This is a genomic window from Tautonia sp. JC769, assembly GCF_040717455.1.
Classification (GTDB): domain Bacteria; phylum Planctomycetota; class Planctomycetia; order Isosphaerales; family Isosphaeraceae; genus Tautonia.
In genome coordinates, this window is the sequence record NZ_JBFEFH010000010.1 from 65,959 (window position 1) to 92,214 (window position 26,256).

The 26,256-nt window shown below is 68.0% G+C and carries 20 protein-coding genes; 6 read left to right on the forward strand and 14 right to left on the reverse strand.

Annotated features, from left to right (window positions below):
* Positions 1-48: 48 nt before the first annotated feature.
* Together AB1L88_RS12215 and AB1L88_RS12220 are read right to left on the reverse strand one after the other, a co-directional pair.
* Positions 49-558 (reverse strand): hypothetical protein, encoded by a 510-nt coding sequence (locus tag AB1L88_RS12215; RefSeq protein ID WP_367096940.1) that lies wholly within the window; start codon positions 556-558, stop codon positions 49-51.
* A 110-nt stretch (positions 559-668) separates the two neighbouring features.
* Positions 669-1,028, reverse strand: a complete 360-nt coding sequence (locus tag AB1L88_RS12220; RefSeq protein ID WP_367096941.1) for an STAS domain-containing protein — start codon at positions 1,026-1,028, stop codon at positions 669-671.
* A 312-nt stretch (positions 1,029-1,340) separates the two neighbouring features.
* On the opposite strand from AB1L88_RS12220, the gene sppA reads away from it, so the two are divergent.
* On the forward strand, positions 1,341-3,161 hold the full coding sequence (gene sppA, locus AB1L88_RS12225) for a signal peptide peptidase SppA (protein WP_367096942.1): 1,821 nt from the start codon (positions 1,341-1,343) through the stop codon (positions 3,159-3,161).
* Here the strand turns inward: sppA and AB1L88_RS12230 are convergent.
* The 3 genes from AB1L88_RS12230 to acs form a co-directional block, all read right to left on the reverse strand.
* A complete protein-coding gene (locus AB1L88_RS12230; protein ID WP_367096943.1) occupies positions 3,158-4,675 on the reverse strand; it encodes a hypothetical protein in 1,518 nt (505 codons plus the stop codon). The two genes, sppA and AB1L88_RS12230, sit on opposite strands and share 4 nt — an antisense overlap.
* 249 nt (positions 4,676-4,924) lie before the next feature.
* A complete protein-coding gene (locus tag AB1L88_RS12235; RefSeq protein WP_367096944.1) occupies positions 4,925-7,234 on the reverse strand; it encodes a sodium:solute symporter family protein in 2,310 nt (769 codons plus the stop codon).
* Between the two features lie 386 nt (positions 7,235-7,620).
* On the reverse strand, positions 7,621-9,588 hold the full coding sequence (gene acs, locus AB1L88_RS12240; protein WP_367096945.1) for an acetate--CoA ligase: 1,968 nt from the start codon (positions 9,586-9,588) through the stop codon (positions 7,621-7,623).
* 367 nt (positions 9,589-9,955) lie between these two features.
* Between acs and AB1L88_RS12245 the strand changes: the two genes are divergently transcribed.
* The 4 genes from AB1L88_RS12245 to AB1L88_RS12260 all read left to right on the forward strand — a co-directional run bounded on the left by AB1L88_RS12245 (position 9,956) and on the right by AB1L88_RS12260 (position 12,998).
* Positions 9,956-10,987: a DUF697 domain-containing protein gene (locus AB1L88_RS12245; protein ID WP_367096946.1), complete on the forward strand. Its 1,032-nt coding sequence runs from the start codon at positions 9,956-9,958 to the stop codon at positions 10,985-10,987.
* Between the two features lie 61 nt (positions 10,988-11,048).
* Positions 11,049-11,792, forward strand: a complete 744-nt coding sequence (locus AB1L88_RS12250; protein WP_367096947.1) for a suppressor of fused domain protein — start codon at positions 11,049-11,051, stop codon at positions 11,790-11,792.
* A 52-nt stretch (positions 11,793-11,844) separates the two neighbouring features.
* Positions 11,845-12,198, forward strand: coding sequence for a hypothetical protein (locus AB1L88_RS12255; RefSeq protein WP_367096948.1), 354 nt, complete (start codon positions 11,845-11,847; stop codon positions 12,196-12,198).
* A 404-nt stretch (positions 12,199-12,602) separates the two neighbouring features.
* Positions 12,603-12,998, forward strand: coding sequence for a response regulator (locus AB1L88_RS12260; protein WP_367096949.1), 396 nt, complete (start codon positions 12,603-12,605; stop codon positions 12,996-12,998).
* A gap of 236 nt (positions 12,999-13,234) precedes the next feature.
* Here AB1L88_RS12260 and AB1L88_RS12265 read toward each other — a convergent pair whose 3' ends face one another.
* The 9 genes from AB1L88_RS12265 to AB1L88_RS12305 all read right to left on the reverse strand — a co-directional run bounded on the left by AB1L88_RS12265 (position 13,235) and on the right by AB1L88_RS12305 (position 24,570).
* Entirely contained in the window at positions 13,235-13,657 is a 423-nt protein-coding gene (locus AB1L88_RS12265) for a hypothetical protein (protein WP_367096950.1), read from the reverse strand.
* On the reverse strand, positions 13,654-14,940 hold the full coding sequence (locus AB1L88_RS12270) for an ATP-binding protein (protein ID WP_367096951.1): 1,287 nt from the start codon (positions 14,938-14,940) through the stop codon (positions 13,654-13,656). Before AB1L88_RS12270 ends, AB1L88_RS12265 begins: the two co-directional genes overlap by 4 nt.
* A gap of 387 nt (positions 14,941-15,327) precedes the next feature.
* Positions 15,328-15,669 carry a DUF5713 family protein gene (locus tag AB1L88_RS12275; RefSeq protein WP_367096952.1) on the reverse strand — a complete coding sequence of 114 codons (342 nt, stop codon included), beginning with the start codon at positions 15,667-15,669 and terminating at the stop codon, positions 15,328-15,330.
* A 902-nt stretch (positions 15,670-16,571) separates the two neighbouring features.
* Positions 16,572-18,068, reverse strand: a complete 1,497-nt coding sequence (locus AB1L88_RS12280) for a sulfatase (RefSeq protein WP_367096953.1) — start codon at positions 18,066-18,068, stop codon at positions 16,572-16,574.
* Between the two features lie 184 nt (positions 18,069-18,252).
* Complete coding sequence (locus tag AB1L88_RS12285; RefSeq protein WP_367096954.1) at positions 18,253-20,838, reverse strand: alkaline phosphatase D family protein; 2,586 nt, start codon at positions 20,836-20,838, stop codon at positions 18,253-18,255.
* 170 nt (positions 20,839-21,008) lie between these two features.
* A complete protein-coding gene (locus AB1L88_RS12290; RefSeq protein ID WP_367096955.1) occupies positions 21,009-21,851 on the reverse strand; it encodes a hypothetical protein in 843 nt (280 codons plus the stop codon).
* Positions 21,852-21,860: 9 nt separating this feature from the next.
* Entirely contained in the window at positions 21,861-22,844 is a 984-nt protein-coding gene (locus AB1L88_RS12295; protein ID WP_367096956.1) for an FAD-dependent oxidoreductase, read from the reverse strand.
* Between the two features lie 18 nt (positions 22,845-22,862).
* Positions 22,863-24,113: an FAD-binding domain-containing protein gene (locus AB1L88_RS12300; RefSeq protein WP_367096957.1), complete on the reverse strand. Its 1,251-nt coding sequence runs from the start codon at positions 24,111-24,113 to the stop codon at positions 22,863-22,865.
* 115 nt (positions 24,114-24,228) lie between these two features.
* Complete coding sequence (locus AB1L88_RS12305) at positions 24,229-24,570, reverse strand: winged helix-turn-helix domain-containing protein (protein ID WP_367096958.1); 342 nt, start codon at positions 24,568-24,570, stop codon at positions 24,229-24,231.
* 188 nt (positions 24,571-24,758) lie between these two features.
* On the opposite strand from AB1L88_RS12305, the gene AB1L88_RS12310 reads away from it, so the two are divergent.
* Positions 24,759-26,252 (forward strand): proton-conducting transporter membrane subunit, encoded by a 1,494-nt coding sequence (locus AB1L88_RS12310; RefSeq protein WP_367096959.1) that lies wholly within the window; start codon positions 24,759-24,761, stop codon positions 26,250-26,252.
* The last annotated feature ends 4 nt before the right edge of the window (positions 26,253-26,256 follow it).

The window sequence follows — 26,256 nt, forward strand, 5'->3', positions numbered from 1 at the left end:
TCGCCCCGATTCCCTTCGGGCCGGTCGCGCGACGGGCGAGGCGTCGCGTCACGAAGGCGGGGGCGGGATTAACGGCGGCACCGCCGGGGGCGGGGGCGGCGGCGGGGACGACCGGCCCGGGCCGCCCGCCGATCGGTCCGCGGCCATCGCCGCGCGGACCGCCTCGATCGCGGCGGCCTCGCTCGGATACGGATCCCAGGAGAACCGAGCGATCAGGCGAAACGACTCGGCGACCCACGGGACCGCTTCACAGGTTTCCACCTCGCCCTGACGCTCGTCCCGCACCTGCCGGCGAAAGAGGATCAACGCCAGCAGGGCGCTCGAGGACAGGTGCTCGATCCCGGCCAGGTTCACCACCACCCCGGGCCCGGGCGGGAGCCGGGCCGCGAGGCCCTGCAGGCCGTCCTTGAAGGCCGCGATCACCCCCGATTCCACCAGGAACCGGGCGCGACAGCGAACCACGACGACCCCGCCTCCAGCATCGTGCTCGGTGAGCAAGGGCCCATCGAGCGGGAGCGCGGAGTCTCCGGGAGACGGAGACGAGGACGGGGGGCTCATGGAGGCCCTCCGGCGGCCAGGGTCCGGATCGGATCGAAGCGCGAATCGGGTCAACTCGGCTCGGTTCAGATCAGCTCAGCTCAGGTCGGGTCAGCCCGGGTCGGGTCAGCTCAGAAGGAGTCGAGCGCCGACTGCTCGTCCTTGAAGATCGGGAACACCTGGTCGAGCCGGGTGATCTTGAAGACCTCCAGCAAATCGGGGTGGATGCAGCAGAGCTTCAGCGTCCCCTTGGCGGCACCGACCTTCTTCTTCAACTGGATGAGTTTGCCCAGCGCGGCGCTGGACAGGTACATCACGTTGTTGAAATTCAGCAGGAGCCGCGAATGCCCCTGGTCGTCGACGAGGCTGTAGAGCTGGTCGCCGACTTCCTGGATCACCTCGTCCTGGACGATCTTGTTGTCGGTGAAGCTGACCACGACCACGTCATCGATTGTCTCAAGCTGGAGTCGCTGGCGGGTACCTTGCGACATGGGGCGAACTCCTGGAGGCCAGTGGGCGGGTAGGGTCTTCTCTCGAAATTCGAGGGCCGGCAGTCCGGGCTGCCGGCGACACCGCGTCGGTCAGTGAGTGCAGGATGGGCCGATCGATCGGATCATCATCACCAGCAACCAGGCGGCCCCGATCTCAAGTGCCCGACTCCTTGAATTTCCAATCTACCCGAACGAAGAACCTTATTACCATAGCATGGGATCGAATCAAATTCCCGGCCGTGGTGCCCCCAATTTCCTCGGACCGCCCATCGCGCCTCGGCCCTTCCCTCGTCCCGGAGCCTTTTTGTGCTGATGAACCCCGCGCGATTCGCCTGGATCCTCGCCGTCTCCCTGCCGATCTCCCTCGCCCCCGCCCGGGCCGACGAGGACACCCAGGACGCCAAGACAGACGCCGCCCAGCCCGCCGAGGCCCCGAAGCCGGCCAGGGTCGTCGATTTCACCCTCAAGGGGTCGCTCGACGAGGCCCCCTCCCCCCTCGGCCTCGACGGCTCCCCCCTCGAAACGAACCTCTCGACCCTGCTCGACCGCATGGCCAAGGCCGCGGCCGACGACGAGGTGAAAGGGCTCATCCTCCGCTTCCGCGACCTCGGCGTCGGCCCCGGCAAGGCCAACGAGCTGCGCCGGGCGATCGCCGAATTCCGGGAGTCGGGCAAGCCGATCGTCGCCTTCCTCGAATCGGCCGGCAACGCCGATTACTGGGTCGCCTCGGCCGCCGACCGCGTCGTCATGCCCGAGAGCGGCTCCTTGATGATCTCCGGCCTCTCGGCCGAGGTCACCTTCTTCAAGGGGCTCTTCGACAAGCTCGGCGTCGAGCCGGATTACCTCCAGGTCGGCGAGTACAAGGGGGCCGCCGAGCCCTACACCCGGACCGAGATGAGCCCCGAGTTCCGCGAGGAGCTGACCGAGGTCCTCTCCGACGAGTTCGACCTGCTCATCCAGGCCATCGCCGACGGCCGCAAACTCGAACCCGACGCCGTCCGCGAACTCATCAACGACGGCCCCTACACCGCCGCCAAGGCCCGCGAGGTCGGCCTCATCGACGACCTCGCCTATCCCGACCAGGTCGAGGCGAACCTGGCCGAGGAACTCGGCGTCGAGGAGCTCGACCTGCTGACCAAGTACGGCCAGCCCGAGCCGGAGGATTATTCCGGCCTCAGCGGCTTCATGAAGCTCATGCAGGAGCTCTCGGGCGAGGGGAAGAAAAAGGCAAAGACCTCCGACCCGAAGATCGCCGTCATCTACGCCACCGGCGTCATCCAGTCGGGCAAATCCTCCCCCGGCTCGCTCCTGGGAGAGGCCGTGATGGGCTCCGACACCATCATCGAGCAGATCGAGAAGGCCGAGGAGGACGACTCGGTCAAGGCCATCGTCCTCCGCGTCGACTCCCCCGGCGGCAGCGCCCTGGCCAGCGACCTGATGTGGCGGGCGATCGTCGAGGCGAAGAAGCCGGTCGTCGCCAGCATGTCCGACACCGCCGCCTCGGGCGGCTACTACATCAGCATGGGCTGCGACGCGATCTTCGCCGAGCCGGGCACCCTGACCGGGTCGATCGGCGTCGTCGGCGGCAAGTTCGCCCTCGGCGGCCTTTTGGAGAAAGTCGGCGTCTCGACCGACACCGTCACCGTCGGCGAGAACGGCGGCCTCTTCTCCCCCTTCTCCCGCTTCAGCCCCGAGCAGGAGAAGGCCGTCCGGGCGATGATGGAGGACACCTATCGCCAGTTCGTCTCGAAGGCCGCCGACGGCCGCGACACCGAGTACGAGGCCCTCGACAAGCTCGCCGGCGGCCGCATCTACTCCGGTCGACGCGCCAAGGACCTCGGCCTCGTCGACGAGCTGGGCACCCTCGACGACGCCATCGCCCACGCCAAGCAACTGGCCGAGCTCGACCCCGATCAGAAGGTCGAACGCCTCGCCCTGCCCGAGCCGAAGTCGATCCTCGAGTCCCTCTCCGAGAGCCTCGACGGCCTGGGCATCCAGTCCCCCCGGATCGGCCTCGAATCCGCCCTCCCCGAGCCGATCCGCGGCATGGCCCTCCGCGCCGAGCAGTTCCGCCGCCTCGTCGAACGCGAGCCGGCCGTCCTGATCCTGCCGTTCGAGGTCCGCATCCGTTAACCGGGGAAGGCGTGAGCCGGCGGGATCGGAAAGGCCGGCGGGATCGGAGAGGCCGGCGAGAGGACCGGCCCGGCCGGCCGGGCCGGGGTCGCCGGGAGTTCCGGAATCCCCGCCCCCGGCCGATGGCTGGTGGCGGGGGGGACGGGGGTCCCCGGGATTCCGGGGAGGCTGACAGGCACCCCGCCGCCGGTGAATTCGTGCGGCACGTCGAGATACCGCCGGCCGTCCCAGAGCATCGAATAGCCGTCGCTGATCCGGTACGGGGTCCAACCCTCCAGGACCGGGATCGCCCGGCCCTCCGCATCCGCGATCGGCTCGCCGAGTCGGGTCAAGGTCGAGGCGCCATCGGCCGACTCGACATAAAAGGATTCTTCCGCCCGGAGTTTGCCCGGAACCGTCGGCACGAACGAGCGGGCCTGCCCGAAGCGGACGAGGCCTTCGGGCAAGTCCCCGTCGGCGCGACGGGCATCGCCGAGGTCCAGGGCCGACCATTGGATCCGCCGGAACAGGGTGGGGTCGGGCCAGTCGGGCGGGCCCGTCACCGACCCGGCGTTGACGACCGTCACGTCCCGGTCGTCCGGCCGGAAGGCGACCCGATCGGGGGCCGAATAGATGGCCCGGTGCTCCACGGGATCAAGGCCGATCAGACCGTCGACCCTGACCTTCGACCCGGCGGCCAGCAGGCTGTTGGAATCGCCGTAGCACCGGACCATCCTGCCCGCGAAGACGACGCAATCGGTCGCAAAGCCGCCGACCTCGACCGCCCCCGTGGCCACGATCAGGCAAGACCTGGGGTACGACACCACGATGTCGCCATCGGCGATCAGGATCGACTCCCTCGCCTCCTGCACCCGCAACACCGCCGGGCCTCCCGGAATCTCGGGGGCCACCGCGACCTGGAGGGCTCGGGAGAGGACGCCGGCCGAGTCTTCCGAGGCCGCGGCGTCCGCGGGCATCGGCGTCACCTCGTCGAACCGGACCGGGAGCCGCAGCCCGGCCTCGCCGGTCGCCTCGCGGAATCGATCGACCAGGTCTTCGACGGCCGTCATGAGCAGCGGGTCGGGCCGGCCGGTCGCGATCCAGCCGCTCGATGCGGCGGTCCGCCGCGCCCCTTCCATCAACTCGGCCAGCCCGACGACCTCGCGAGGGGCCCGGGGGGCCTCGGCCTCGACGATCGGCAACCCGACCACGGCCGGGGCCGTCACCGTCTCCGTCTCCGTCTCCATCTCCGTCTCCGCGATCGCGGACGCCTTGCCCCGCTCCAGGAGCATGACGAGCCAGGCCGGCGAGGACAGCAGCAGGCCGAGCAGCAGGCCAAGGCCGATCATCTGGGAGAGGGTCACCCCCTCGATCCACCCGATGCCCGGGCGATCCCCGGCCTGCTCCATGCGCGGTTTCGGCCCGCCGGCCGGGCCTTTTCCCGACTTCGCGTCGGTCTCTCGCCTGACCCGGACGTCCGCCGCGCCGAGATGAGGCGGGCCATCGAGGTCATGATCGAACAGGGGACTGTCCATGGGGCCATCCTCCCTGGGCCACCGCGTCGGCGCCGGCCCGAGTGGCCGGCGTCGCTCGCGACGCCCGCGTCCTGGTTCGTACCCCCCTGGCTCCCTCCCATGGTATCGCCGGTCCGGCGGGACAGACAGCGAGAAAAAAACCGAATCCTCGGGGCCACTCCTGACCGCACGATGCCCAAACGGAAGCGGCCTGGAGCCGAGGAACCACCGCGCGCCCGGGGGGCGATCGCCCCCCGGGCCGGACGAGGCTCAACCGGACATACCGGACGAGTCGGGATGGCCGGAACCCCGCGGCGACTTCGCCTCTGGGAGATCGTCGCGGGGGTCGGGGTCCGTCTCGCTGTAGTCACCGCGGCGTTCTCCTTCGTCCTCGTCGGGCTTCGCGCCAACCTGCTGCTCGGCAGCCTCGCTGCGGTCGGGGTCCTCGGGGGGCGGCGATTTCGGCTCGGCAGAGGCCTCGGAGAACCCGAGCCAGTACCAGACGGGCATCAGGCCGAACCCCAAGAGCAGGCAGAAGCCGAGCCAGGTCGGCCGGTGGGGCCACCAGGTCGGCGGCGGGCTGCCGCAGATCAACGAGCCGATCCCCACGAGCATCGAGAAGATCGACAGGGCCGCGGCGACCACCGCGCCGATCCCCCGGTACAGCCGGTGCCGATCGTCCCGCGCACTGCCGCCGTTCTCCTCGGCGATCGGCCCCCAGAAGCCCGGCGGCCGGGTGCGGCGGTAGAATTCGCCGAGGCTCTCCTTCGACTCAGGCCCGACATACAGCGCCACGCCGACCCCGACGCCCGAGGCCGCGACCGCCATGATGAGCATCCGCACGGCCTCGATCCAGACGTCCAGATCCGGGTCGTCCGTGCGGACCAAGAGCAGCAGCGGCGCGGTCAGGGCGAGCGAGGCGACCGTGGCGGCGATCTCCCCCCAGGCGTTGACCCGCCACCAGACCCACCGAAGCAGGAGCAACGGCCCGATCCCCGCCCCGAGCAGGAGGCTGGCCTGCCAGGCGTCGCGGATCGAAGGCATCTGGGTCATGATCACCAGCGCGATGAGCAGGATCGCCACGTTCGAGCCCCGGGCCACCCAGACCAGCTCCCTCGGCTCCGGGTCGCGCCGGAAGAGGCGACGGCTGAGGAACCGCTTGTACAAATCGTTCGTCCAGTACGACGACCCCCAGTTCAAGTGCGTGTCCACCGTCGAGGCCAAAGCGGCCAGCATCCCGGTGAGCATCAGGCCGAGCAGCCCGACGGGGAGCATCTGCTTGAACCCTTCCACATAGGCGAATTCGCGATCCTCCTTGATCCGTTCCCGGGCGTAATCCTCACCGTCCAACTGCCGGGCGGCGGCCTCCTTCGGCTCGGGGACGGGGCCGAGCTCGGGCTCGTCGCGACCGGCCTCGGCATCGTGCTGCGGATTCACGGCCTCGGCCCGATCATCGACCACCGCCTCGACGCCCCCGGGCTGAAGCGCCCCGGCCCCCCCCCCTTGCTCCAGGTCGGTCGGCAGGATCAGCATCAGGCCGAGGCCGATCGGCAGCCAGAGCAGGCTGCGCACGAAGATCTGGACCGTCGTCAAGGTCAGGGCGGCGACGCGGGCGTCCCTCGGCGACCGGCAGGCCATGGTCCGCTGGGCGAGGTAGCCGGTGCCGTCAGCATTGATCTGGAAGAACCACTGCGTCGCATACACGACCAGCAGGGCCATGCTCGCCTCGCGCGCCCTGGAGGGGGTGAACGCCAGGATCTCGCCGGCCGAGATCCCCCCCGGCCCCAGCCCCCCGCCGAACTTCTCCTGGATGCCCGACTGGAGCGCCCCCAGCCCGCCGACCTCGCGGATCACCATGAACGCGAACGCCGCCGTGGCCACCAGCGCCAGGCCGAGCTGTACGGCGTCGGTCGCCACCACGCTCCGCAGGCCCCCCGTGGCCGAGTAGCCGAGCGTCACCAGCAAAATCGCCAGTATCGACAGCAGATTATTCGCCGATCGGATGTAGAGCTCCGGATCCCCCGGGTGGAGCGTGCTCAAATCCAGTTGCAGCCACTCCATGAGCCACACGACCGGGTCGAACAGCAGCGCCGGCAGCCACTCATTCCAGGTCAGGAACGGCTCGGCGATCCGGGTCGAGGCCAGCAGGACCATCGCCAGCACGGTGCAGTTGAAAATCGTGCCGAAGTAGATCGCCTTGAACCCCCGCAACGCGGCGGCCGGTTTCTTCCCGTACCGCAGCTCGGTCAGCTCGGCGTCGGTGATCACCCCCGCCCGCTGCCAGCTCCCAGCCAAAATAAACCCGAGGACCAGGAACGCGACCCCGTAGATCCACAGCCTCCAGAGCGAGAAGATCCCCGAGACCGCGATCATCCCCGCCACCAGCAGCGGCGTGTCGGCCGCGAACTGCGTGGCCGCCATGCTCAACCCCGCCTTCCAGCCGGGCAGGGTCCGGCCGGCCAGGAAGTACTCCTCCACATTCTTCGACGCGACCGACTTCGACTGGATGCCGTTGCGTATCGCGTACACGATAAAAAGAATGATGATCGAATAATCGACCCAGTGTACCGTTCCCTGCATGATGATCGGCTCCGGCGTGGCTCGAAGGGCCACCGTACGGCGGCGCGCGCGACCTGGACTCCGATCGGCTCGGGCCGACGGGATCGCGGGCAAATCCAGGCACGTCTTCAACCCTTCCTCCACGCCAACCGCAGAGCGCCGGGAGACGAAACACCTGGCTTCTGATGACAGACCGCATCAGGCGTCGAGCTTACAGCACCCCCTTTTGAAGAAGCCCGCGCACGCAAGCTCGACCGATCCCTCGTTGAGCAAACATCATACCGCTTCTTCGGGTCATCATCACAGGAACGCAAACGAGCCACTCGCATGGTGATGCGAGTGGCTCGTCATGTCCACCGTTGCCCAGGGTCAACGGCTCAGGCCCGATGCCCGGCCGTTGCCGCCGCTCACTCGTCCGACTGCCGCAACTGCGCCATCACGGTGAAGTCTTCCAGCGTCGTCGTGTCGCCAGTCGACTCGACCCCGGCGGCGACGTCGCGGAGCAACCGCCGCATGATCTTGCCCGACCGGGTCTTGGGCAGGGCCTCGGCGAATCGGATCACGTCGGGCCGGGCCAGTGCGCCGATCTCCTTCACGACGTGAGAGGCCAACTCCTTCTTCAGCTCCTCGCTCGGCTCCTGGCCCGATTCGAGGGTCACGAAGGCGGCGACCGACTGCCCCTTCAGGTCGTCCGGCTTGCCGACGACGGCGGCCTCGGCCACCTTCGGGTGGCTGACCAGGGCGCTCTCGATCTCCATCGTCGAGAGCCGGTGGCCGGAGACGTTCAACACGTCATCGACGCGGCCCATGATCCAGAAGTTGCCGTCCTGGTCCTTGCGGGCGCCGTCCCCGGTGAAGTAGCGGCCGGGGAACATCGACCAGTAGGTCTGCTGATAGCGGTCGTCGTCCCCCCAGAGGGTCCGGAGCATCGACGGCCAGGGCTTCGTGATCGCCAGCAGGCCGCCGTGGCCGTCGGGCACGGGGTTGCCGTCGTGGTCGAGGATCTCCGGGACGATCCCCGGCAACGGCCGCGTGGCCGACCCGGGAGTGGTCGGCGTCGCGCCGGGCAAGGGGGAAATCATGATCGCCCCCGTCTCCGTCTGCCACCAGGTGTCGACGATCGGGCACTTCCCGCCGCCGATCACCTCGTGATACCACATCCACGCCTCGGGGTTGATCGGCTCGCCCACCGACCCGAGCAGGCGGAGGCTCGACAGGTCGTGCCGCTGCGGGAACTGCTTGCCCCACTTCATGAAGGCCCGGATCGCCGTCGGCGCCGTGTAGAGGACCGTGACCTTGTGGTCCTCGACGATCTTCCAGAAGCGCGCCTCGTCCGGGAAGTTGGGCGCCCCCTCGTACATCACCACCGTCGCCCCCAGCGCGAGCGGGCCGTAGACGATGTAGCTGTGCCCCGTCACCCAGCCGACGTCGGCCGTGCACCAGTAAATATCATCGTCCTTCAGGTCGAAGACGATCTGCGTCGAATACGTCGTGCCCAGCAGGTAGCCGGCCGTCGTGTGCAGGATCCCCTTCGGCTTGCCGGTCGACCCGGACGTATACAGGATGTACAGCGGGTGCTCGCTGTCCATCGGCTCGGCCGGGCAGTCGGTCGAGGCCTTTTCGGCCAGCTCATGCCACCAGACGTCACGCCCTTCGGCCATCGGCACGTCGTCGTCGGTGCGCTTGAGCACCACCACCTTCTCGATCGTCGGGCAGTGGTCGACCGCGCCGTCGGCGTTGGCCTTCAGCGGCACGACCTTGCCGCGCCGGTAGCCGCCGTCGGAGGTGACGAGCACCTTGGCCGAGCAGTCCTGGATCCGGCCGGCCAGGGCCTCGGAGCTGAACCCGCCGAAGACCACCGTGTGCGGCGCCCCGATCCGGGCGCAGGCGAGCATCGCGATCGCCGCCTCGGGCACCATCGGCAGGTAGATGGCGACCACGTCCCCTTTCTTGACGCCCAGCCCCTTCAGGACGTTGGCGAACCGAGACACCTCGTCGCGCAACTCCCTGTAGGTCAACGTCTTCTCGTCGCCCGGCTCGCCGATCCAGACCAGGGCCGGCTTGTCGGCATTCGGCCCCTCGGCATGGCGATCGACGCAGTTCTCGGCCACGTTCAACTGGCCGCCGACGAACCACTTGGCGTGCGGCGCCTGCCAGTCGAGCACCGTCTCGAACGGCTTCGACCAGCTCAGCAGCTCCTTCGCCCGGTCGGCCCAGAAGGCCTCGGGGTCCTGCTTCGCCTCGTTCCAGAGGGATTCGTACTGCTGGAGGCTTGAGATCCGGGCGTCCTTGGCGAATGACTCAGGGGGAGGGAAGACGCGCTTCTCGTTCAGGACACTGTGAATCGATCCGCTGCCGCCGGGTTGAGATGCCATGGTCGTCTTGCCTCCGCGGGCCCAAGGGGCCTCGGGTATCTTCGGGAACCCGACACCAATCCCGAAAAGGTTCGGGAGCGCGGGTCAGGTGGAGAGCGCCCATGTTGACCGCGACGACGGTCCGATTCGGTTCGCCTGGGGTGGGTCTCACCCGTCGTCCGGCGGTCGGGGCAGAGAAGCGATCTTATGGGGGCGGATCGGCACCCGTCAACCGCCCGCCGCCGCCGCCCGAACCGCCGAATGGTCTTGCAAAGCATCGCGTTGCGTTGGATGATATCCGACGGTCCAGGATGGGCCGACCTTCCCGCCTTCGGGCCGATTCACGACGCCCGATCACCGGCCGAGGAGCCTCGACGCAGGTCCCCGCATGAACCGCACCATCAAGAGCATGGCCGTCCTCGTCAGCGGGTTCATCCTGCTGTCCTTCGGCGTCGTCGTCGTCAATCAGACCGCCGGCGTCGTCACGCTGGCGGGCGAGGTCCACCCGATGCTGGGCAAGGGGACGCTCGTCGTCCTGCTCGGCTCGTACGGGGCCCTGATCGGCGTGCCGGTCGTCCTCTTCTTCCGCCTGCCGAAGTCGCTCGACCCGCCCCGGAGCGAGGACGACCCCGACTTCGACGGCCACCTCGACCGCCTCCGCACCCGCCTCGCCGCCAACCCCGCCGTCACCGAGCCCGAGCTGAACACCCGAGACGGCCTGCACCGCGCCATCGGCCAGCTCGACCAGCGGGCCGACGACCTCGTCAAGAGCACCGCCTCGGTCGTCTTCCTCTCGACCGCCGTCTCTCAGAACGGCCAGTTCGACGCCCTGATCGTCCTGGCCGCGCAGTCCCGGATGGTCTGGCAGATCGCCCACCTCTACCACCAGCGGCCGACCGTCCGCGACATGACCCGGCTCTACGCCAACGTCGCCGTCACCGCCTTCGCCGCCGGGGCCATCGACGAGATCGACCTGAACCAGCAGGTCCAGCCGATCCTCGGCTCGACCCTCGGCTCGGCCGCCGGGGTGATCCCCGGCATGCAGGTCGCCGCCACCGTCCTGGTCAACTCCGTCATGTCCGGCACCGCCAACGCCTATCTCACGCTCCGCGTCGGCCTGATCGCCAAGCGCTACTGCGGCGCGATCGTCGTCCAGCCGAAGCCCGCCCTCCGCCGCGCCGCCTCGGCCGAGGCGGCCAAAATGCTCGGCGCGATCGTCTCCGGCGGCACCAGGACCATCTCCGCCGCCGTCTTCGGCGCCGTCCGCGACAAGGGGGCCCAGACCCTCGACGGCCTCAAGCAGAAGGCCACCACCACCGCCACCGCCGTCGGCTCCTCCGCCCGAGGTGCCGGCACCCGCTTCGCCGGCCTCTTCCGCCGCGCCGACGACGCCCCCCAGCCCGAAGGCGCCGGCGGCTGATCGGCGCCCGCCCCCTCCCATCCCTTCGCACCGATCCGCCCCCCCCGAGCGAGGTGCCTCCATGCCCGCCGAGCACGACCCCGATGACCCGGAATCCGGGCTCGAACGATCGGCCTCCGGGAGTCCGATCTACCGCCACCAACCCCCCGACCGCGACTGGTCGCCCCCCGAGTCGCCGGCCCTCTTCCTGGAGGAGATCGAGGCCCACCTGGAACGCCACATCGGCGGGGTCGAACACGTCTTCCACGAAGTCGTCTCCGACCTGGTCCACCTCGACGTCCTGCTGATCCCACCGGCCGACGACCGGCCGTTCAAGGTCCTCGTGACGAGCGGGGTGAGCGAGCGCCCGATGGCGGTCCCCGAGGGCCTCGAGGAATTCCGCAGGGCCGAGCTGATGATCGCCCTGCCCCCCGACTGGCCGCTCTCCGAGGAAGCCCTCCGCGACGAGGCCAATTACTGGCCCATCCGGTGGCTCAAGACCGTCGGCCGACTCCCCCACGAGTATCAGACCTGGATCGGCTGGGGCCACTCGATCCCCAACGGAGATCCCGCCGAGCCGATCGGGGGGACCGGCTTCGTCGGCGTCGTCCTGCTCCCCCCCTACGGCTTCGACCCCGAGATCTTCCGGCTCGACACGGCCTCGGGAGAGCCGATCACCTTCTACTGGCTCGTCCCCCTCTACCCCGAGGAGATGGCGATGAAGCTCGACCAGGGCATCGACGCCATCGAGGACCGATTCGACGACATCGGCTTCGTGCTCGACCCCGATCGCCCGAACGTCGCCCTCGACAACCAGGCACCCTGAAGCCGGGCCGGTCCGGGCCGGGCCGGGCCGTCCCTCCCCCTCCGGGCCTCCCATGAAGTTCCCCGTCACCCCCGATGGCCGCTACTTCGTCGTCAGGGGCCGCCTCTGGCGGATGGCGAACCCGGCGCTCGACCCCGCCGAACGCTCCCGCCTCCAGCGCGAGTTGATGGGCGCCCGGTCGGCCCTCGGCCACGCCCGACGCTCCGGCGGCGACGACGCCCGACGCCTCGCCCGCGCCCGGATCGACGCCGCCAAGGTCGCCCTCGGCGAACGCGGCCCCCCCTGGTGGGCCGACGGCGCCCCCGACTACAATCGCCGGATGGCCGTCAATACCCCCTATCGCCCCTGGTTCGAGCAGCTCCCGCCCGAACCCGATTCCGACCCCGACCCGGGCGACCGCCCCTGACGGCCCGAAGTCTCCACAACCGACGACAGCAGCCCTCGCCCCCCTTCACTTGGTTCGTCCGGCAATCTCCTGGCGATCGAAGCGTTCCCCTCTCCCCCGCCCACGGGGGAGAGGATGGCCGTCGGGCCGGGTGAGGGGGCCGATGACTCGGACGCTACGCCGTGCAATCCGAACTCAGACCCCTCACCCCGCCCCTGACGGTCGGCAAGAGGATGGCAGGCATGTCCCGCAACCCTCGCCCCGCCACTCGCGGAGAGAGCGGACCGGAACCGATTCTGTCGGCGTCTCTGCCAGCAGATGCCCCACACACTGCCTGGCATCCCGTTTGCCTTGTTCCCCGAGAGATTGACGCGAACCTCCGCCCTTACCCCCTCCCTGAAACCCGAACCCGACGGACGACCACCATGTCTCGCCCCCGCGTCCTGAACGTCGGCCAGTGCGGCTATGATCACTCCTCGATCTCCCGATTCCTGCAGCAATCCTGCAACGCCGAGGTCGACGCCGCCGACTCCGGCGCCGAGGCCCTCGACGCCCTCCGCTCCGAGCCGAAGCGCTACGACCTCGTCCTGGTCAACCGCGTCTTCGACCGCGGCGGCGAGTCCGGCCTCGACCTGATCCAGACCCTCCGCGCCGACGCCACCCTCGCCGAGATCCCCGTCATGCTCGTCAGCAACTACGCCGACGCCCAGCAACAGGCCGTCGACCTCGGCGCCCTCCCCGGCTTCGGCAAGTCCGACCTCGGCGACTCCACCACCGCCGAACGCCTCCGCGACGCCCTCTCCTCCGACGGCGGCTTCTGACCTCGCCCCCGCCCCGCGTCTCCTCCTCCCCTGCGCGGGCGTTCTCTGCTCCCGGTGGGTGCCTGGTGGCAACCTGACCCCAGTTCGCTTCCGATCTGATCAGGAGAACTGGGGTCGACACGACTCCAGCAACCCCGCCGACGAGCCTCGTGTTTATTCTAATTCATACAGGACCGCCTCACTGAGTCATTAGCAGTTCTCAACCAATCCCACCAGACCAAAAGCTCTAACGCATATTAAATATTATGTTCAACCGGTGTATTTTGCACTCGCAGTGTAACGTTAGCTTGCTTCTTTATGCGAACCTTTAACACTTGTATAGCTGTGCTTGCCAGAGGGCATTTTGTTGAACTCACAATCCATGTTATATTATTCTTGATTATACACGCAAGCCTTTTATTGGTTGCATCCAACTGCTTTATTGCCTTTTCAACATCCCCGCCTTTAAGTTCGATTAAAATGGAAGCGTCGATCGAATCAACGTTTACCAAATAATCACACCTCATGCCCTCCTCTATAGCGCAACCGTCCACTTTTATCTGGTCAATCTTGTGCTCGTTCTGGTTAGTAAAGCAGACAGAACTCCGTTTTTCACGGACAACAAAGCGTCTTTTATTGTGGCTAGTAGTGCAGCCAGTTTCAATTTGCTCGGCACTCATAATTCTGGATCAATCTCCATTAATTCCTCGAATTCACGAGCAATGTCGCCTGACACGCGGTCTAAAACCCTAGCGTCGATGAGACCCGCTTCCGAATCCATTATTGATCGGATCGAACTATCTGAAAACAAATAAGCTCGAACTTGAGTTGGATCAATCAAAATTCCGTGATTTAGCACCTTTGCAACAGCCTTTGCCTTCTTGGGATATCTGCTCACAATATTAGAACCATACATGAGGTTATTTATAGCCGACAATATATATGGACTATGTGTAGTAAGTATGTACTGGGTGCAAGACTCGACAGAAGTAAGATCTGTGGCGGCAGCAAACAAGTGCACGATCTCACGCTGAGCACTCGGGTAAAGGTGAGCCTCTGGCTCTTCAACTATAAACGTGGTATGCTCGGCATCTGGTGTTACAGGAATACCTGCCAGCGTAATTGCAAGCGGAAGAGCCTCTTGCTGCCCAGAAGAGCTTGCATTCAGAGGCACTATCCTTCCATCATTCGTATGAATAAAATCTTCTCCTTTAATAATTTCATAGCTACCACAAATAATTTTGTTAACCCTGGCTGTCAACTCTTTAGAGACTACTCGAGGAGTCGATCCTTTTCTGGCGCCAATATAGTAATTCCTATGAGCATAAATGTGCCTATATCTCTCCCAAAGACGGCCAAACTCCGCAAGAAACGGATCGATTCGGAGATTGTTTGCCAGAAAACTGAACACATTACTCTGAATAGTAGAGAAAAAACTTCTTCCTGCAGGAATGAAAAAGTTACTGTTTGCTAATATCTGATTTATGTCTGCAGCCGCCTTCTTTCTCACGGACGACAGAACTCCATACTGCCCAAAGAAGTCTTCGTCGTGGCGGCCTTTCTTCAGAAATCGCCTGGCCGCTTGAATAAGCGCATGATATTGATCAGAATAACTTATGTCGATCTTATCTTTCGATGGCTCTCTGCGAGAAACTTCGATAAAAAAGGATCCACACTCATATTTAATATAAAAAGCATTTTCACCCCAGCTTTTAGGTGGAAAATAGCTTAGAAAGAGCTCACGATCTTCTTTGCATAATTGCGGCTTGGTCTGTTCCTCTGCTACTCCAAGAGAAAGCCGCTTAATTGACTCTTTAAAGAAGAACAGTAGCTTTGCGCACACGCTCTTACCCGAAGCCTGCGGCCCAATAAACACATTAAATCTGCTTAAATGAATTTCTGCGTCATTAATACCCGCAAAATCCTTAACTCTCAGAATTTCTACATACATAAAATCACTCACCTGGACTGTTTGGTGCGATTCCGACAAAAAATTATCCTTTTGTGGAAGATTGTGGCGCCTTAAAGATCGCTGAGGATCAATTGATTCGGTATAGAGTTTAGGTTAGGTCACAGCTTCCATCAAGGAGAAACTAGGAAGAGAACAGAAAGAGGGAATGTAAAGGGAGGGGGGAAGGAAAACAAAGGGTTAGGAGTTGACTCCAGCCTGCGGGGTGGCTGGCGTCATCATGACCCCAGTGCCCGGGCGGCGAAGCCGCAAGAGGCTGATGGGGTTGCATGGGTCATCCTGACCACATTCCGCCCCTGCCCTGATGAGGGGGCTGAGATCGACACGGAGCCGGTCACCCCTCCCTCGCGCCGGTGCGGACTCGCCACCGCCAGCACGCCACTACCACTCGCGCGGCGCGATCACCTCCTCAATGTCGACCTCCTCGAATCCATACGCTCGCACGATGAAGTCGAACTCGGCCCCCATGGCTTCCCGGGCCCCGGTCTCGAGCTCGCTGTCGTGCTCGTGGAACTCCTCCTCGAGGGCGTTGATCCGCTCGGTCGCCGCGTGCGTCAGCGTCAGCAGCGACGGCTCGTCCTTCGGCTGCTCGCGCTCGATCTGCTCGCAGAGGTCGAGCAGGATGGCCTTGATCTTGTCCACGAGGAAGTCCGGGAAGTAGTCGTCCTCGTACATCTCGGCGAGCAGCGCGCGGCCCTTGATCTTCTCATTCGTGATCGGCATGGTCGTCCTCGTCATACGCACCGCGGCGACGGCCCAGGCCCTGCTGAGCAGCCCGCCGGGCACCGTCAAACGATCGCTCGCAACGCCCCATTGTGCAAGAGGCCGACTCCCGCATCGTCCCCCCCTGCACCCCCGCCCGGCCGACGGGACCAGGTCCCGCGTGCCTGGCCCGCCCGGCCGACGGGCCTCGGGCCCGGGCCCGGCGCGATCCTCTCCCTCGCATCGAATCTTCCGGACCTCCCGGGCGGATTTTGTGACTGCCCCTGCCCATTTCTTCGATCCTATCAGCGTGGGGCAATCACCCCGCCCGCCGGACGTGCCCCCCTCGCCTCCTCGCTCGGCCCGGCCCGCCGCGTCGCCGAGGCTCTTTGACAATCCGCACCACGCCCATTGCGATCACGCAATCATCGCATCGCGAATCGTCCCCAACGCCCCGGTGCTTGCCCAAGTACCCCGGGCCCCCGGGCCGCCCGCCGCGGCACCCCGTCCCGCGCGAAACGAACCCATTTGCACTCGATCCCCCCGCGCGAAACGAACCCATCGCACCGCTCGTCGATTCCCGAAACGGACCCATCGCCCCCCTGCCCACGGCGACGAAACGGACCCGCGCGCCCGGACGGCACCCCGTACGAAACGAACCCATCGCCCCGGGCGGCCCGTGACGAAACGACCCCCTCCAATCCCCCCAAATTTCACCCCTGGAACGACTTGCACCACGCTCCCGGGGCGCACCAGGCCCAGGACCGAGGCGCACCGAAGGGCGCACCCTGGCCGCGACCAGGGCGCACCGCCCCGGCTCGATCGCCTCGCCCGGAGGCGCACCGGGGGGCGCACCGAGAGGCGCACCCTGGCCATCGGCATCGGGTACGAGCCTCCAGGCGAGCCGGGCATCGAGGGCCGAATCAGGGATTGGTCAGGTTCGGCATCCAGAGGGTCCCCTGGACCTCCGGGACCTCGCCCGAGGGGGGGTAGGTCGACTGGACCGCCTCGCGGAGAAGTTTGGAAAGCTCGGTGATCGTCTCCACGTGATCCGGGCAGTCGGCCAGGTTGGTCTGCTCGCGGGGGTCGGACTCGTGGTCGTAGAGTTCGAGCCCGCGGTCCCCCTCGTCCCACTCGGTGTAGCGCCAGCGGGGGGTCCGGATCGAGTAGCCGAAGAACCTCCCCTGCCCGCCGCCGCCCCGGGTCACCTGGCTGAGCGACCAGCCGCGGCCGGGCTCGTCGGGGTCCTTCAGGATCGGCACGAGGCTCTGCCCCTGCAGGTTCTCCGGGGCCTCGACCCCGCAGAGTTCGGCCAGGGTCGGGTACAGGTCGATCAGGCCGACCGGGGCCGGGGCGACCGTCCCGCCCGTTGAAACGCCCGGCGCCGCGATGATCAATGGCACCCGGGCACTCTCCTCGAACAGGCTCATCTTCTGCCAGAGCCCGTGCTCTCCCAGGTGATAGCCGTGGTCGCTGGTCATGACGACGATCGTGTTCTCGGCCAGGCCGAGCCGATCGAGCGCATCGAGCACCCGGCCCACCTGGGCGTCCATGAAGCTGATGCTGGCGGAGTACGCCTGGATCGCCTCGCGCCGGAGATCGTCGGTGAGCTGGTCCTGCTCGCGCTTGTAGCTCATCAGGCCGGCGGGAGGGATGTCCTCCTGGTCCTCCTCCACCCCTTCCACCAGAGAAACCTGATCAAGTGGATACTCCTCGAAATACCCCTCCGGCGCGACATACGGCGTATGAGGCCGATAGAACCCGACCGCCAGGAAGAACGGCCGATCCGCCTGACGGGCACAGCGTTCCAGGACCCACTCGGCATCGCTCGCCATGATGCCGTCGGTGTGGTACTCGTCGCTCTTGGGGGAGGCGTACCAGCTCAAGGTGCCGCCGAACTGCCCGGGGGTCAGGGTGAAGATCTTCGGCTCCTCCTCCAGCCGATCGACCCCGGCCGGGTTCAGCTCCAGCTCCCACGAGCCCGGGTCGTCATGCCCGTTCGTGCCGATCGACCGGGGCACCCCGTAGTGATACAGCTTGCCGATCCTCGCCGCGAAGTAGCCGTCGAGCCGGAACGCCTGCGGCAGGCTGACATGAGACGGGATCGACTGGCGGAAGATCTGGGCATTCGCATGAATGCCCGTGCTGTTCGGATAGAGCCCCGTGAGCATCGAGTTCCGGCTCGGCCCGCAGAGCGGGAACTGGCAATAGGCCCGGTCGAACCGCACCCCCCGCGCCGCCAGGCGGTCGATGTTGGGGGTCTTCATCTGCGGATGACCATACGTGTTCAACGCAGTGTTCAGGTCATCCGAGATGAGGAACAAGACATTCGGCCGGTCGGCCCCCTCGGCCGAGGGCCCCCCCCCCAGGGCGAGCACCCCGACCAGCACGACGACCCGCGACGCGATCCCAGCAGTCATGACTCTTCCTTTCCGCGAGAGGTTTTTGGATACGACCGTCCCGAACCCAGCGACGGGGTAGCCGGGGCAAAACGCAGCGTGCCCCGGGGGTCAGGGCCCACTCGCCCGGGGCACGCTGCGCTCTGCCCCGGCCACCCACGCTCAACCGTTCTCCAGAGGAACCCAGGGCCAAACCCGAACCCGATCAGAGCGTGATCTCGATCGTCGCGTCGTTCCCCTTCCGGGCCTCCAGGCCGCGCCGTTCGGCCGATCGGCCCGACTCGGGATCGATCACCCGGATCGCGTACAACCCTTCGGCAAAGGTGAACGGCCGCCAGCGCGATCCGGCCAGGCGAAGACCATAGATCGGCACATCCGTCGATTCGTCGACCACCTGCACGACCGGCCGATCGACGCCGCGGACGACGACCTCGGGCAACTCGGCCCGGGCGGCCCGGACACCGCCGCTGTCGAGCTGCGAGACGGTCACCGGCCAGCCGGGGAACTGGGTGCCCGGCACGGTCGGGTCGGCCAGCAGGGGCCAGCACTCGACGGCGATCGTCCGGTCGGGCTTGTGGAACCGGACGACGCCGAAGCCGGCCGACTTGTCCGTCTCGGCGTCGAGCACGCCGGGGCGTCGCTCGACCTCCGGATTGGCACAGGCCAGGACGGTCATCGGGTGGCCGAAGCTGTCCCGGAAGTCACCCAGCTCCTCCGGAGCCCCTTGCGGCCGGTCCTCCCCCGGCGACTCGGGCCAGAACCACCGGGCGTACAGGTTGTTCACGGCCGGGCTGGCGAAGGCGACCCCGGCGTCTCGGTGCTCGTCGACCCCGTACTGGACGACGGCCGGCAGGTGCTGGTCGCCGGCCAGGTGGAAGGCGAAGGCCCGGCGCAAGGTCCGGACGGCCTCGTTGCGAGGTGTCTGCGGCCAGCCGTTCGTGTCGTAGTCGGCGATCAGGCGGTTGTCGGGCTGGCCGTGGTGGGTGGCCATCGCCGTGAAGATCGTCTGCGAGAGGACGGCCTTCATCTCGGCCCCCCGCCAGTCGTCGGCCCACTCCCGGAGGAACCGGAGCTGCGGGTCGCCCAGCAATTCCAGGCCCGGGCGGTCGGCGGTGGCCGGGTCGAAGTCGGGGTCGACCACGTGGTCGGCCCGGCCGCTGGTGGTGGGGGGCACCTTGCCGTCGGGGCCGCTCTTGTACTGGCGGTCGGCGAGGATGGCGAAGCCGATGCCGCCGTAGGTCAACGGGCCGTAGTAGCCGGTGATCCCCTGAAGGCCCGGCCCGGCCGGGGAGTCGGGATGATGCGAGGTCTCGATCGCATGGACACCGTTGACGAACTCGGCCATCTGCTTGTAGCCCCCCTTCGACTCGGCCTGCGAGGTGTTGCCGGGGGCCTTCTTGCCCCCCTCCCCCCAGAGGTTGCCGTGGTAGACGTCGTGGTCGTCGGGGATGGCGATGCTCGGCCGGTCCCGGGTCAGGTCGCGCCAGGTCCAGCCGTGCTGGTACCACTTGCGCAGGAGGTCGAGCAGGGCGATGTCCACGTCGTCCCGCTCGACCCCGAAGCCGCCGGTCGACTCGTAGAACTGGTCGCCGGTGAAGGCGATCAGGTCGGGGTCGAGCTTCGCCACGCCCGCCACGCAGGCCTCGTTCGGGAAGGCGTAGTGGGCGTTGCAGGAGATGTCGGCCACGGTCAGGACCTCGGCCCCGACCGGGTCGCGGCGGATCAGGCCGTCGAAGTGGTCCTCCCGGGTCGAGCCGTCGCCCAGCCGCTCGGTGTAGTGCACGCGATAGGGCGTGTCCGCCCGATCATCCCATCCCTCGACCCGGACGTTGGCGATGAAGAACCGGGGGTGGATCCGTCCCTCGGCGACCGGCTGCCACGCGCCGTCGCGCTCGACGAGCAGGCGGAGCGACTGCTCATCGGCCGCGCCGATCGGCGGCATCTGCACCGTCATCTTCAGGGTGCCGCCGTGCAGGGTGTACTGGTTGAACAGGATCGGGCCGGACCGGCGGTCGTCGTGGGCCTCGACCTTCGAGCCGGAGACGGACCATTCCCCGAACCACCAGCGCCCGGCGGGGGGGGCGTCCGGGTTGTTCGCCTGCTGCGCGGCCGGCCGAGGGGGGCCGAGGTTGCTCAGCAATGCCAGGTTGCCGACGAGGGCCCCGGCCGGCACGTCCTCACGCACGACCGCGCCGAGCGGTTCGGCCGTCTTCGCGTCCCAGGCGACGAGCGTCAGGCGGTAGGCGGGCCCGGCCGGCTCGGCCTCCAGCATCAGCCCGACCACCTCGGCGCCGCCGAGGTCGACCGGGGCCGAGACTGCCCCCGCCCCCTGCCCCAGGAACAGCCGGCCGTCGGCCCGGAGCCCCGCCGGGAAGCCGGAACCGTGCACGAGGTTGTTCCGGTAGTCGCCCAGCGGCCCCCGGACGCCGACCACGAACCCGGCCGACCCGGCCCCGTCGGCCACGGTCGGGCCGTCGAGCGAGCCGAGTTGCACACTCATACGGAGCGTCCCCGGTCGATCGGCCAGATCCCGCGTCAGCAGGTGCACCGTCCGGCCGGTGGCGGGCCGGATGCACTCCAGCCGACCGCCCCGGATGCGCCAGTCCTGGAGCGGGTTCGACCAGAACTCGGCCCCCGGCCAGACCCGATCGGGGACGAGATGCCATCGGCTGCGGAACTGAGGGGGCGGGGTGTCCTCAGCCCGTCCGGTTCGCGGCAAGGCCGACAGGGCCGCCGTCGCCGCGGCGGAATCGACGAGGAACGACCGGCGAGAGACGGGGGGCTTGCTCATGATGGGAGGGGCTCGGTGCGGATCGCGGTGGCCGGCCAGACGCGGTCGGGGACGTTCCCCCGAAGCCTCGCTCATGGTAATGCGTCCGAGCGGCCGGCGAAACCGCTCAGCGGGATCTCGATCGCATCCGAGTCCTCCCGCGCCTCGCCCCGCCCCGCCGCCCGTTCGGGTCAGCGCGAGGAGGCAAAGCGCATCGAGACGGCCCAGACCAGGAAGACCCGCGAATGCAGCCTCCAGCGCCAGGGGGACGCGGTCTGGAATCCGGCCAGGTGGGGGGCGATGGCGGGGTCGTGCCGCAGGGCGGCGAGGACTTGGTTCGGGTGCAGGCCGTGGTAGTGGGAGCCGGAGCGGAGGAGCCAGGGGAGCAGGTCGGCCAGGCGATCGTCCGGGGTCTCGGGCAGCGCGGGGAAGCACTTCGAGGAGGCGATGTCGGTGACGAGGGTCGCCCGGCCGATCGGCCCGGCCAGGCGGGCGAGGAGGCGGAGGTGGCCCCGGCGGATCGCCTCCATCACGGCGGTCCCTCGCGGGTGGTGGTCGCCGAGGGCGTGGGCGGTGGTGTCGGTCAACTGGCTGAGGAGGCACGTCGAGGCCACGTGGTCGAACGGACCGGGCAGGGCCAGGGGGACCCGAGTGGCGGGCCAGGTGCTCAGGGCGTCGAGGTCGGCCGGGCTGACCTCGACGCGGGGGGACCAGGAGGCGATCGCCTCGACCATCGCCGTCAGGTCGAGCCCGCCGTGCAGGTGCAACGCGGGGTGATCGGCCACCCCTTGCCGGGCCACCCCCTCGGCGAGGGCCGTCGGGTCGAGGTCGACGAGGTGGACCTCGCGGTAGCGTTCCAGGAGGCCCGGAAGTTCCAGGTCGTTCGTGTTGCCCGCCCCGAGGATGCAGAGCCGGCCGCCCGGGGCCGCAGCCAGCAGGGTCGAGACCTGGCGGCGGTGATCGGCGAAGACGTCCCACTGGCCGCGGGTCGAGGTGTTGAACCCGGCCTGTCGCCGGCGAGGGTCGTGGATCATGGACGTCCGTCAGGCAAAAGCTTCGATCAACGCCCGGGCACAGGCAGAACCGCTCTGAAACGCCCCCTCGATCGACCCGCCCCAGGCCCAATCGCCGCAGGCCGCCAGGCGGGCGTCGGCATCGATGAGGCACGGCCGGCCGAGCGGTTCGATCGACTGGGCGAAGAGCCATCGGTGGAGCGACTCGACGCGAGCCGGGCCGAGGCGGAGGGCAAACGCCTCCTCGACGGCCGATCGCAGGTGCCCGACGATCTCCGAGGGCTTGCGGTCGCGGTGGGCCCCGGACCAGGCGTGATCGGCCTGGACGACCAGGGCGGGCGAGGCCGCTCGGCCCAGCTTGCTCTGCTCGTTCGACGCCCAGCGCAGGACCGGATGATCGCATCGGATGCCGTCGAACGGCAAGACGGTCCCGCCCTCGGGGGCGATCATCCAGGAGAAGCAGACCGCCATCGGGACCGGTTCGAGCGTCGCGGCCATGCTCGAATGCCCGCGGAGCAAGGAGGCGGCCTGCGCGGGGGGGGCGGTCACGATCACCGCGTCGAAGGGGCCGAACGAGGCACCGTCCCGGTCGAGGACCGTCCAGGCGTCGGCCGATCGTTCCAGCCGATCGGCATGGACGCTCACGCGGACGTCGACCCCCTCGGCCAGTGCCCGGCCGATCGCACCCATGCCGGGGACGCCCACGAACCGGGGAATCTCGGGAGTCTCCGGGATCAATCGGCCCGATTCGAGGCGGGCGAAGCGGCCGTGCCAGGCGGCCAGGCAGGGGGACGCGACCGAGGCGTCGAGGAAGGAGCGGAAGGCCGGGTCGGTGATCGCGAACCAGGGGGGGCCGTGGTCGAACGAGACACCCTCGATCGCCCGGGTCGAGGCGCGGCCCCCGGGGCGTCGCCCCTTGTCGAGGACGAGGACGGCGTGCCCCCGATCGCGCAAGAGGCGGGCGGCGGTCAGCCCGGCGATGCCGGCCCCGATGATCCCGAATCGGCGAGCCATGAGCATCCTCTGTTCGGATCAGCGGAGCGCCAACAGGCCGAGGCGGTCGAGCGTCTCCGGGATCGCGTCCTTGAAGCGGAAGAAGCCGGCGGTGGCGAAGGGCCAGAAGGCGTCGTCCCACTCCTTGCGGAGGACGGCCAGGCCGATCCCGGCGTTTTGGAGCGGGTCGCGGAGGGCATCGACCCGTTCGCGGGCCGGCCCCTGGGGCGACTCGGGGGTGACGATCCGGTTGATCCCGAGCCGCCGCGCCCAGTCGAGGACGGGGGCCGGCCAGTCGCCGGAGCCGGTCGGGGCGAGGCGATCGGCCGGGGCGTCGAAGGCCCGGCCGGCGCGGTCGAGGGCATCAGCCAGTGCTCCGGTCGTGAAGGCGCGCGGCAAGGGGCCGACGGGCATCGGCGAGCGGTCGTCGGGGTTGCAAAGCCCGGCGACGGCGACCACCCGATCGGGGTCGAGGCCGAGGGTGGTCGGGTCGAGGTCGTCCTCGGTCAAAAGGAGGCCGACCGGCCCCGGCTCGGGACGATCGGCCGGGGGCAAGGCCCGGGGGCGAGGCGGCGGGGGCCCGGGGATCGGGTCGGCGGTCGTGGCCATCGGCTCGGTCGGGCGGAACCGCCCCGAGGTGAACCGGGCGATGTTCCCGGGGCTGGCCAGGTAGGTCTTCCCCCGGGTCTGGAGCCCCGCGACCCATCGCCACGAGAGGGTGTTCGAGGCGGGGTCGCCGTCGAGCAGGTGGCGGAAGAAGAAGTCGGCCCCGAGCTCCCAGGGGAGCCGCAGGGTGAAGATCCAGAGGCTCGCGAACCACATCCGGGCGTGGTTGTGCAGGTAGCCGGTCGCGATCAACTCGCCGGCCCAGTGGTCGAGGCAATCGATGCCGGAGCGGCCGGAGAGGGCCGATTCGAAGCGATCGCGGAGGCCGCGGTCGCGGTCCAGCTCGGCGACGCGGTCGGCGACGGCCGAGCGATACGAGCGCCAGACGGCCGGCCGGAGTTCGAGCCACCCTTTCCAGTAGGTCCGCCAGCAGACCTCCCGCACGAACGCCTCGGCCTGGGCGAGCGAGTGGCGCTCCAGGACCTCGCCGATCACCTCTTCCTCGCGGACGAGGCGATGCCGGAGGTAGGGGGAGAGGGTCGAGGCGTTGGCGTGCCGGCCCGGCCCGTGGTCGAAGTTGCGCGAGTCGGCATAGGCCCGGCCGGCCCGGGGGACGAAGGCATCGAGGCGGCGGAGCCCTTCGGCGCGGGTCGGGGGCCAGGGGGTATCGTTCGCGTCGGCCATCGACGGTGCTCGGCAAGCGGGAGGCGGAGTCCGAGGAATCGGGTTCGTCTCGGATACCGTAGGCAGCCCGAAGCACTCGTCCAGCCGACGGCCGGGCTTCGATCGCCTCGCCCCGTTACCCGTCGGATGCCGGCGGCCTGGCGTCCTCGGCGGGGCCGAGGATCAGGTCCAGGAGCACCCGGACCTCGCGATGGGCCTCGACCGGGTGCCGGAGCGGCAGCTCCGCATGCACCTCGTACCGGTTGCGGCGGCCTTCCCGGACCCGGGACAGATACCCCCCCTGCTCCAAATCCCCCACAATCCGCTGCACCGCGCGTTCCGTAATTCCCACCCGATCGGCCACCTCGCGCAGGAGGATTTCCGGCTCTCGGGCGATGCAAATCAAGACGTGGCCGTGGTTACTGAGGAACGTCCACTCGCCCCCTCCCGGATTTTTCGGATTCGGTTCATCTCCCATCGCTTGACTCCCGATGGAATACGCGATAGATAATACACGAAATCTGTTTCGCGTATCCCAGAGCGCATATTAAGCCTCGATCGAAGGGTGGCCCCAGTGTAACCGGTGGGACGGGCCTTTGCCGATGAGGCGACGCCGAAGGCGGGGGACGCGAAGGGGCATTTTTTTCCGAACGAAGGGGGGCCGATGTGATCGACCGAAGGTCCGAGCGATGGGAGTTCGTGCTGCTGGGGGGGATTGGGGGCCTGGCGGCCCTCTCGGCGGTGCTGGTGGTCGCCCAAGGGCTCTCGCCGACGCCGATGCGGGGGCTGGGGCTGGTGATCGACCGCCTGAGTGCCTCGTTGAGCCTGCTCGTGGCGTCGGTCGGGGCGATCACCTTCCGGTTCTCGCAGCGATATCTCGACGGCGACCCGGGGCGCAGGGTGTTTTTGGTCCGCCTGGCGGCGACGGTCGGGGCGGCGTATGCCCTGATGCTGGCGGATCACCTGGTCGTGCTGGCGGCGGCCTGGACGTTGACGAGCCTCGGCCTGCATGCCCTGCTGACGCACGAGCGGGGCCGGGCCGAGGCGTTGCGGCCGGCCCGGAAGAAGTTCCTGATCAGCCGGCTGGGGGACGTGGCCCTCGTCGGGGCGATGGCGGTGATCGGCCTGGTCTGGGGGACCCTGGAGCTTTCGACCTTCCTGGAGCGGGCGGCGGGGGGCGGGAATGACGTGGCGGTCGGAGTGGTGGCGGTCCTGGTGGCGGTCGCGGCCCTGACCAAATCGGCGCAGTTCCCGTTCCATAGCTGGCTGCCCGAGACGATGGAGGCCCCGACGCCCGTCTCGGCCTTGATGCACGCGGGGATCATCAACGCGGGGGGGGCCTTGCTCCTGCGGTTCGCCCCGGTCGTCATCCAGGCGCCGGCCGCCCTGGTGATGCTGACGGGGGTGGGCACGGTGACGGTCGTGCTGGGCCTGCTGGCGATGTGGGCGCAGGTGAAGGTGAAGCGGACGCTCGCCTGGTCGACCGTCGCGCAGATGGGATTCATGATGGTCCAGTGCGGCCTGGCCGCGTTCCCGGCCGCCTGGCTGCACATCATCGGCCACGGGTTGTACAAGGCGTGGAGCTTCCTGCGGTCGGGCGAGCTGCCCGCGCCGACCCGGCCGGTGCCGCCGGCGGCCCCGGGGCGTGTGCTGGCGCTGGCCGTCGTGGGGACGCTCGCGGCGGTCCCCGCCCTGATGCTGGCGAACGCGGTGACGACCTTCGACCCGATGCACTCGCCCGGGGAGCTGGCCCTGGCGGCAATTGTGGCGCTGGCGATCGGGCAACTGTGGGTCGCATTGCTGAAGGGTCCCGGGATCTCGGCCGGCCGCCTGATGGGGGCGGTCTGCGGGTCGATCGCGGCGGCGATCCTGTCGTTCGAGCTGTACCACCTGGCCGGCCTGTTCCTGGCCCCGGTGCTGGGGCCGATGGTGATGCCGACCGGGCCGATCGCCTGGGTGGCGGCGGCGCTGCCGGTGGCGGCGATGGTGGCCCTGATCGTTTCGCAGAGCCTCTTGCCGGTGCTCGGGAGCCGACCGATCGGCCGAGCCTTGTACGTCCATGCCTTGAACGGTTTCTATTTCGGGGCGATTGCCGACGGTCTGGTCGACCGGGTCTGGAGCCGCCTCGCCCGACCGCGGAGGGGGGTTGAAGGTGCCTGATTCC

Excerpts from the sequence above, each read along its gene's own strand:
- AB1L88_RS12215 (WP_367096940.1), bottom strand. The coding sequence starts at position 558 with ATGAGCCCCCCGTCCTCGTCTCCGTCTCCCGGAGACTCCGCGCTCCCG.
- AB1L88_RS12220 (WP_367096941.1), bottom strand. The coding sequence starts at position 1,028 with ATGTCGCAAGGTACCCGCCAGCGACTCCAGCTTGAGACAATCGATGAC.
- sppA (WP_367096942.1), top strand. The coding sequence starts at position 1,341 with ATGAACCCCGCGCGATTCGCCTGGATCCTCGCCGTCTCCCTGCCGATC.
- AB1L88_RS12230 (WP_367096943.1), bottom strand. The coding sequence starts at position 4,675 with ATGGACAGTCCCCTGTTCGATCATGACCTCGATGGCCCGCCTCATCTC.
- AB1L88_RS12235 (WP_367096944.1), bottom strand. The coding sequence starts at position 7,234 with ATGCAGGGAACGGTACACTGGGTCGATTATTCGATCATCATTCTTTTT.
- acs (WP_367096945.1), bottom strand. The coding sequence starts at position 9,588 with ATGGCATCTCAACCCGGCGGCAGCGGATCGATTCACAGTGTCCTGAAC.
- AB1L88_RS12245 (WP_367096946.1), top strand. The coding sequence starts at position 9,956 with ATGAACCGCACCATCAAGAGCATGGCCGTCCTCGTCAGCGGGTTCATC.
- AB1L88_RS12250 (WP_367096947.1), top strand. The coding sequence starts at position 11,049 with ATGCCCGCCGAGCACGACCCCGATGACCCGGAATCCGGGCTCGAACGA.
- AB1L88_RS12255 (WP_367096948.1), top strand. The coding sequence starts at position 11,845 with ATGAAGTTCCCCGTCACCCCCGATGGCCGCTACTTCGTCGTCAGGGGC.
- AB1L88_RS12260 (WP_367096949.1), top strand. The coding sequence starts at position 12,603 with ATGTCTCGCCCCCGCGTCCTGAACGTCGGCCAGTGCGGCTATGATCAC.
- AB1L88_RS12265 (WP_367096950.1), bottom strand. The coding sequence starts at position 13,657 with ATGAGTGCCGAGCAAATTGAAACTGGCTGCACTACTAGCCACAATAAA.
- AB1L88_RS12275 (WP_367096952.1), bottom strand. The coding sequence starts at position 15,669 with ATGCCGATCACGAATGAGAAGATCAAGGGCCGCGCGCTGCTCGCCGAG.
- AB1L88_RS12280 (WP_367096953.1), bottom strand. The coding sequence starts at position 18,068 with ATGACTGCTGGGATCGCGTCGCGGGTCGTCGTGCTGGTCGGGGTGCTC.
- AB1L88_RS12285 (WP_367096954.1), bottom strand. The coding sequence starts at position 20,838 with ATGAGCAAGCCCCCCGTCTCTCGCCGGTCGTTCCTCGTCGATTCCGCC.
- AB1L88_RS12290 (WP_367096955.1), bottom strand. The coding sequence starts at position 21,851 with ATGATCCACGACCCTCGCCGGCGACAGGCCGGGTTCAACACCTCGACC.
- AB1L88_RS12295 (WP_367096956.1), bottom strand. The coding sequence starts at position 22,844 with ATGGCTCGCCGATTCGGGATCATCGGGGCCGGCATCGCCGGGCTGACC.
- AB1L88_RS12300 (WP_367096957.1), bottom strand. The coding sequence starts at position 24,113 with ATGGCCGACGCGAACGATACCCCCTGGCCCCCGACCCGCGCCGAAGGG.
- AB1L88_RS12305 (WP_367096958.1), bottom strand. The coding sequence starts at position 24,570 with ATGGGAGATGAACCGAATCCGAAAAATCCGGGAGGGGGCGAGTGGACG.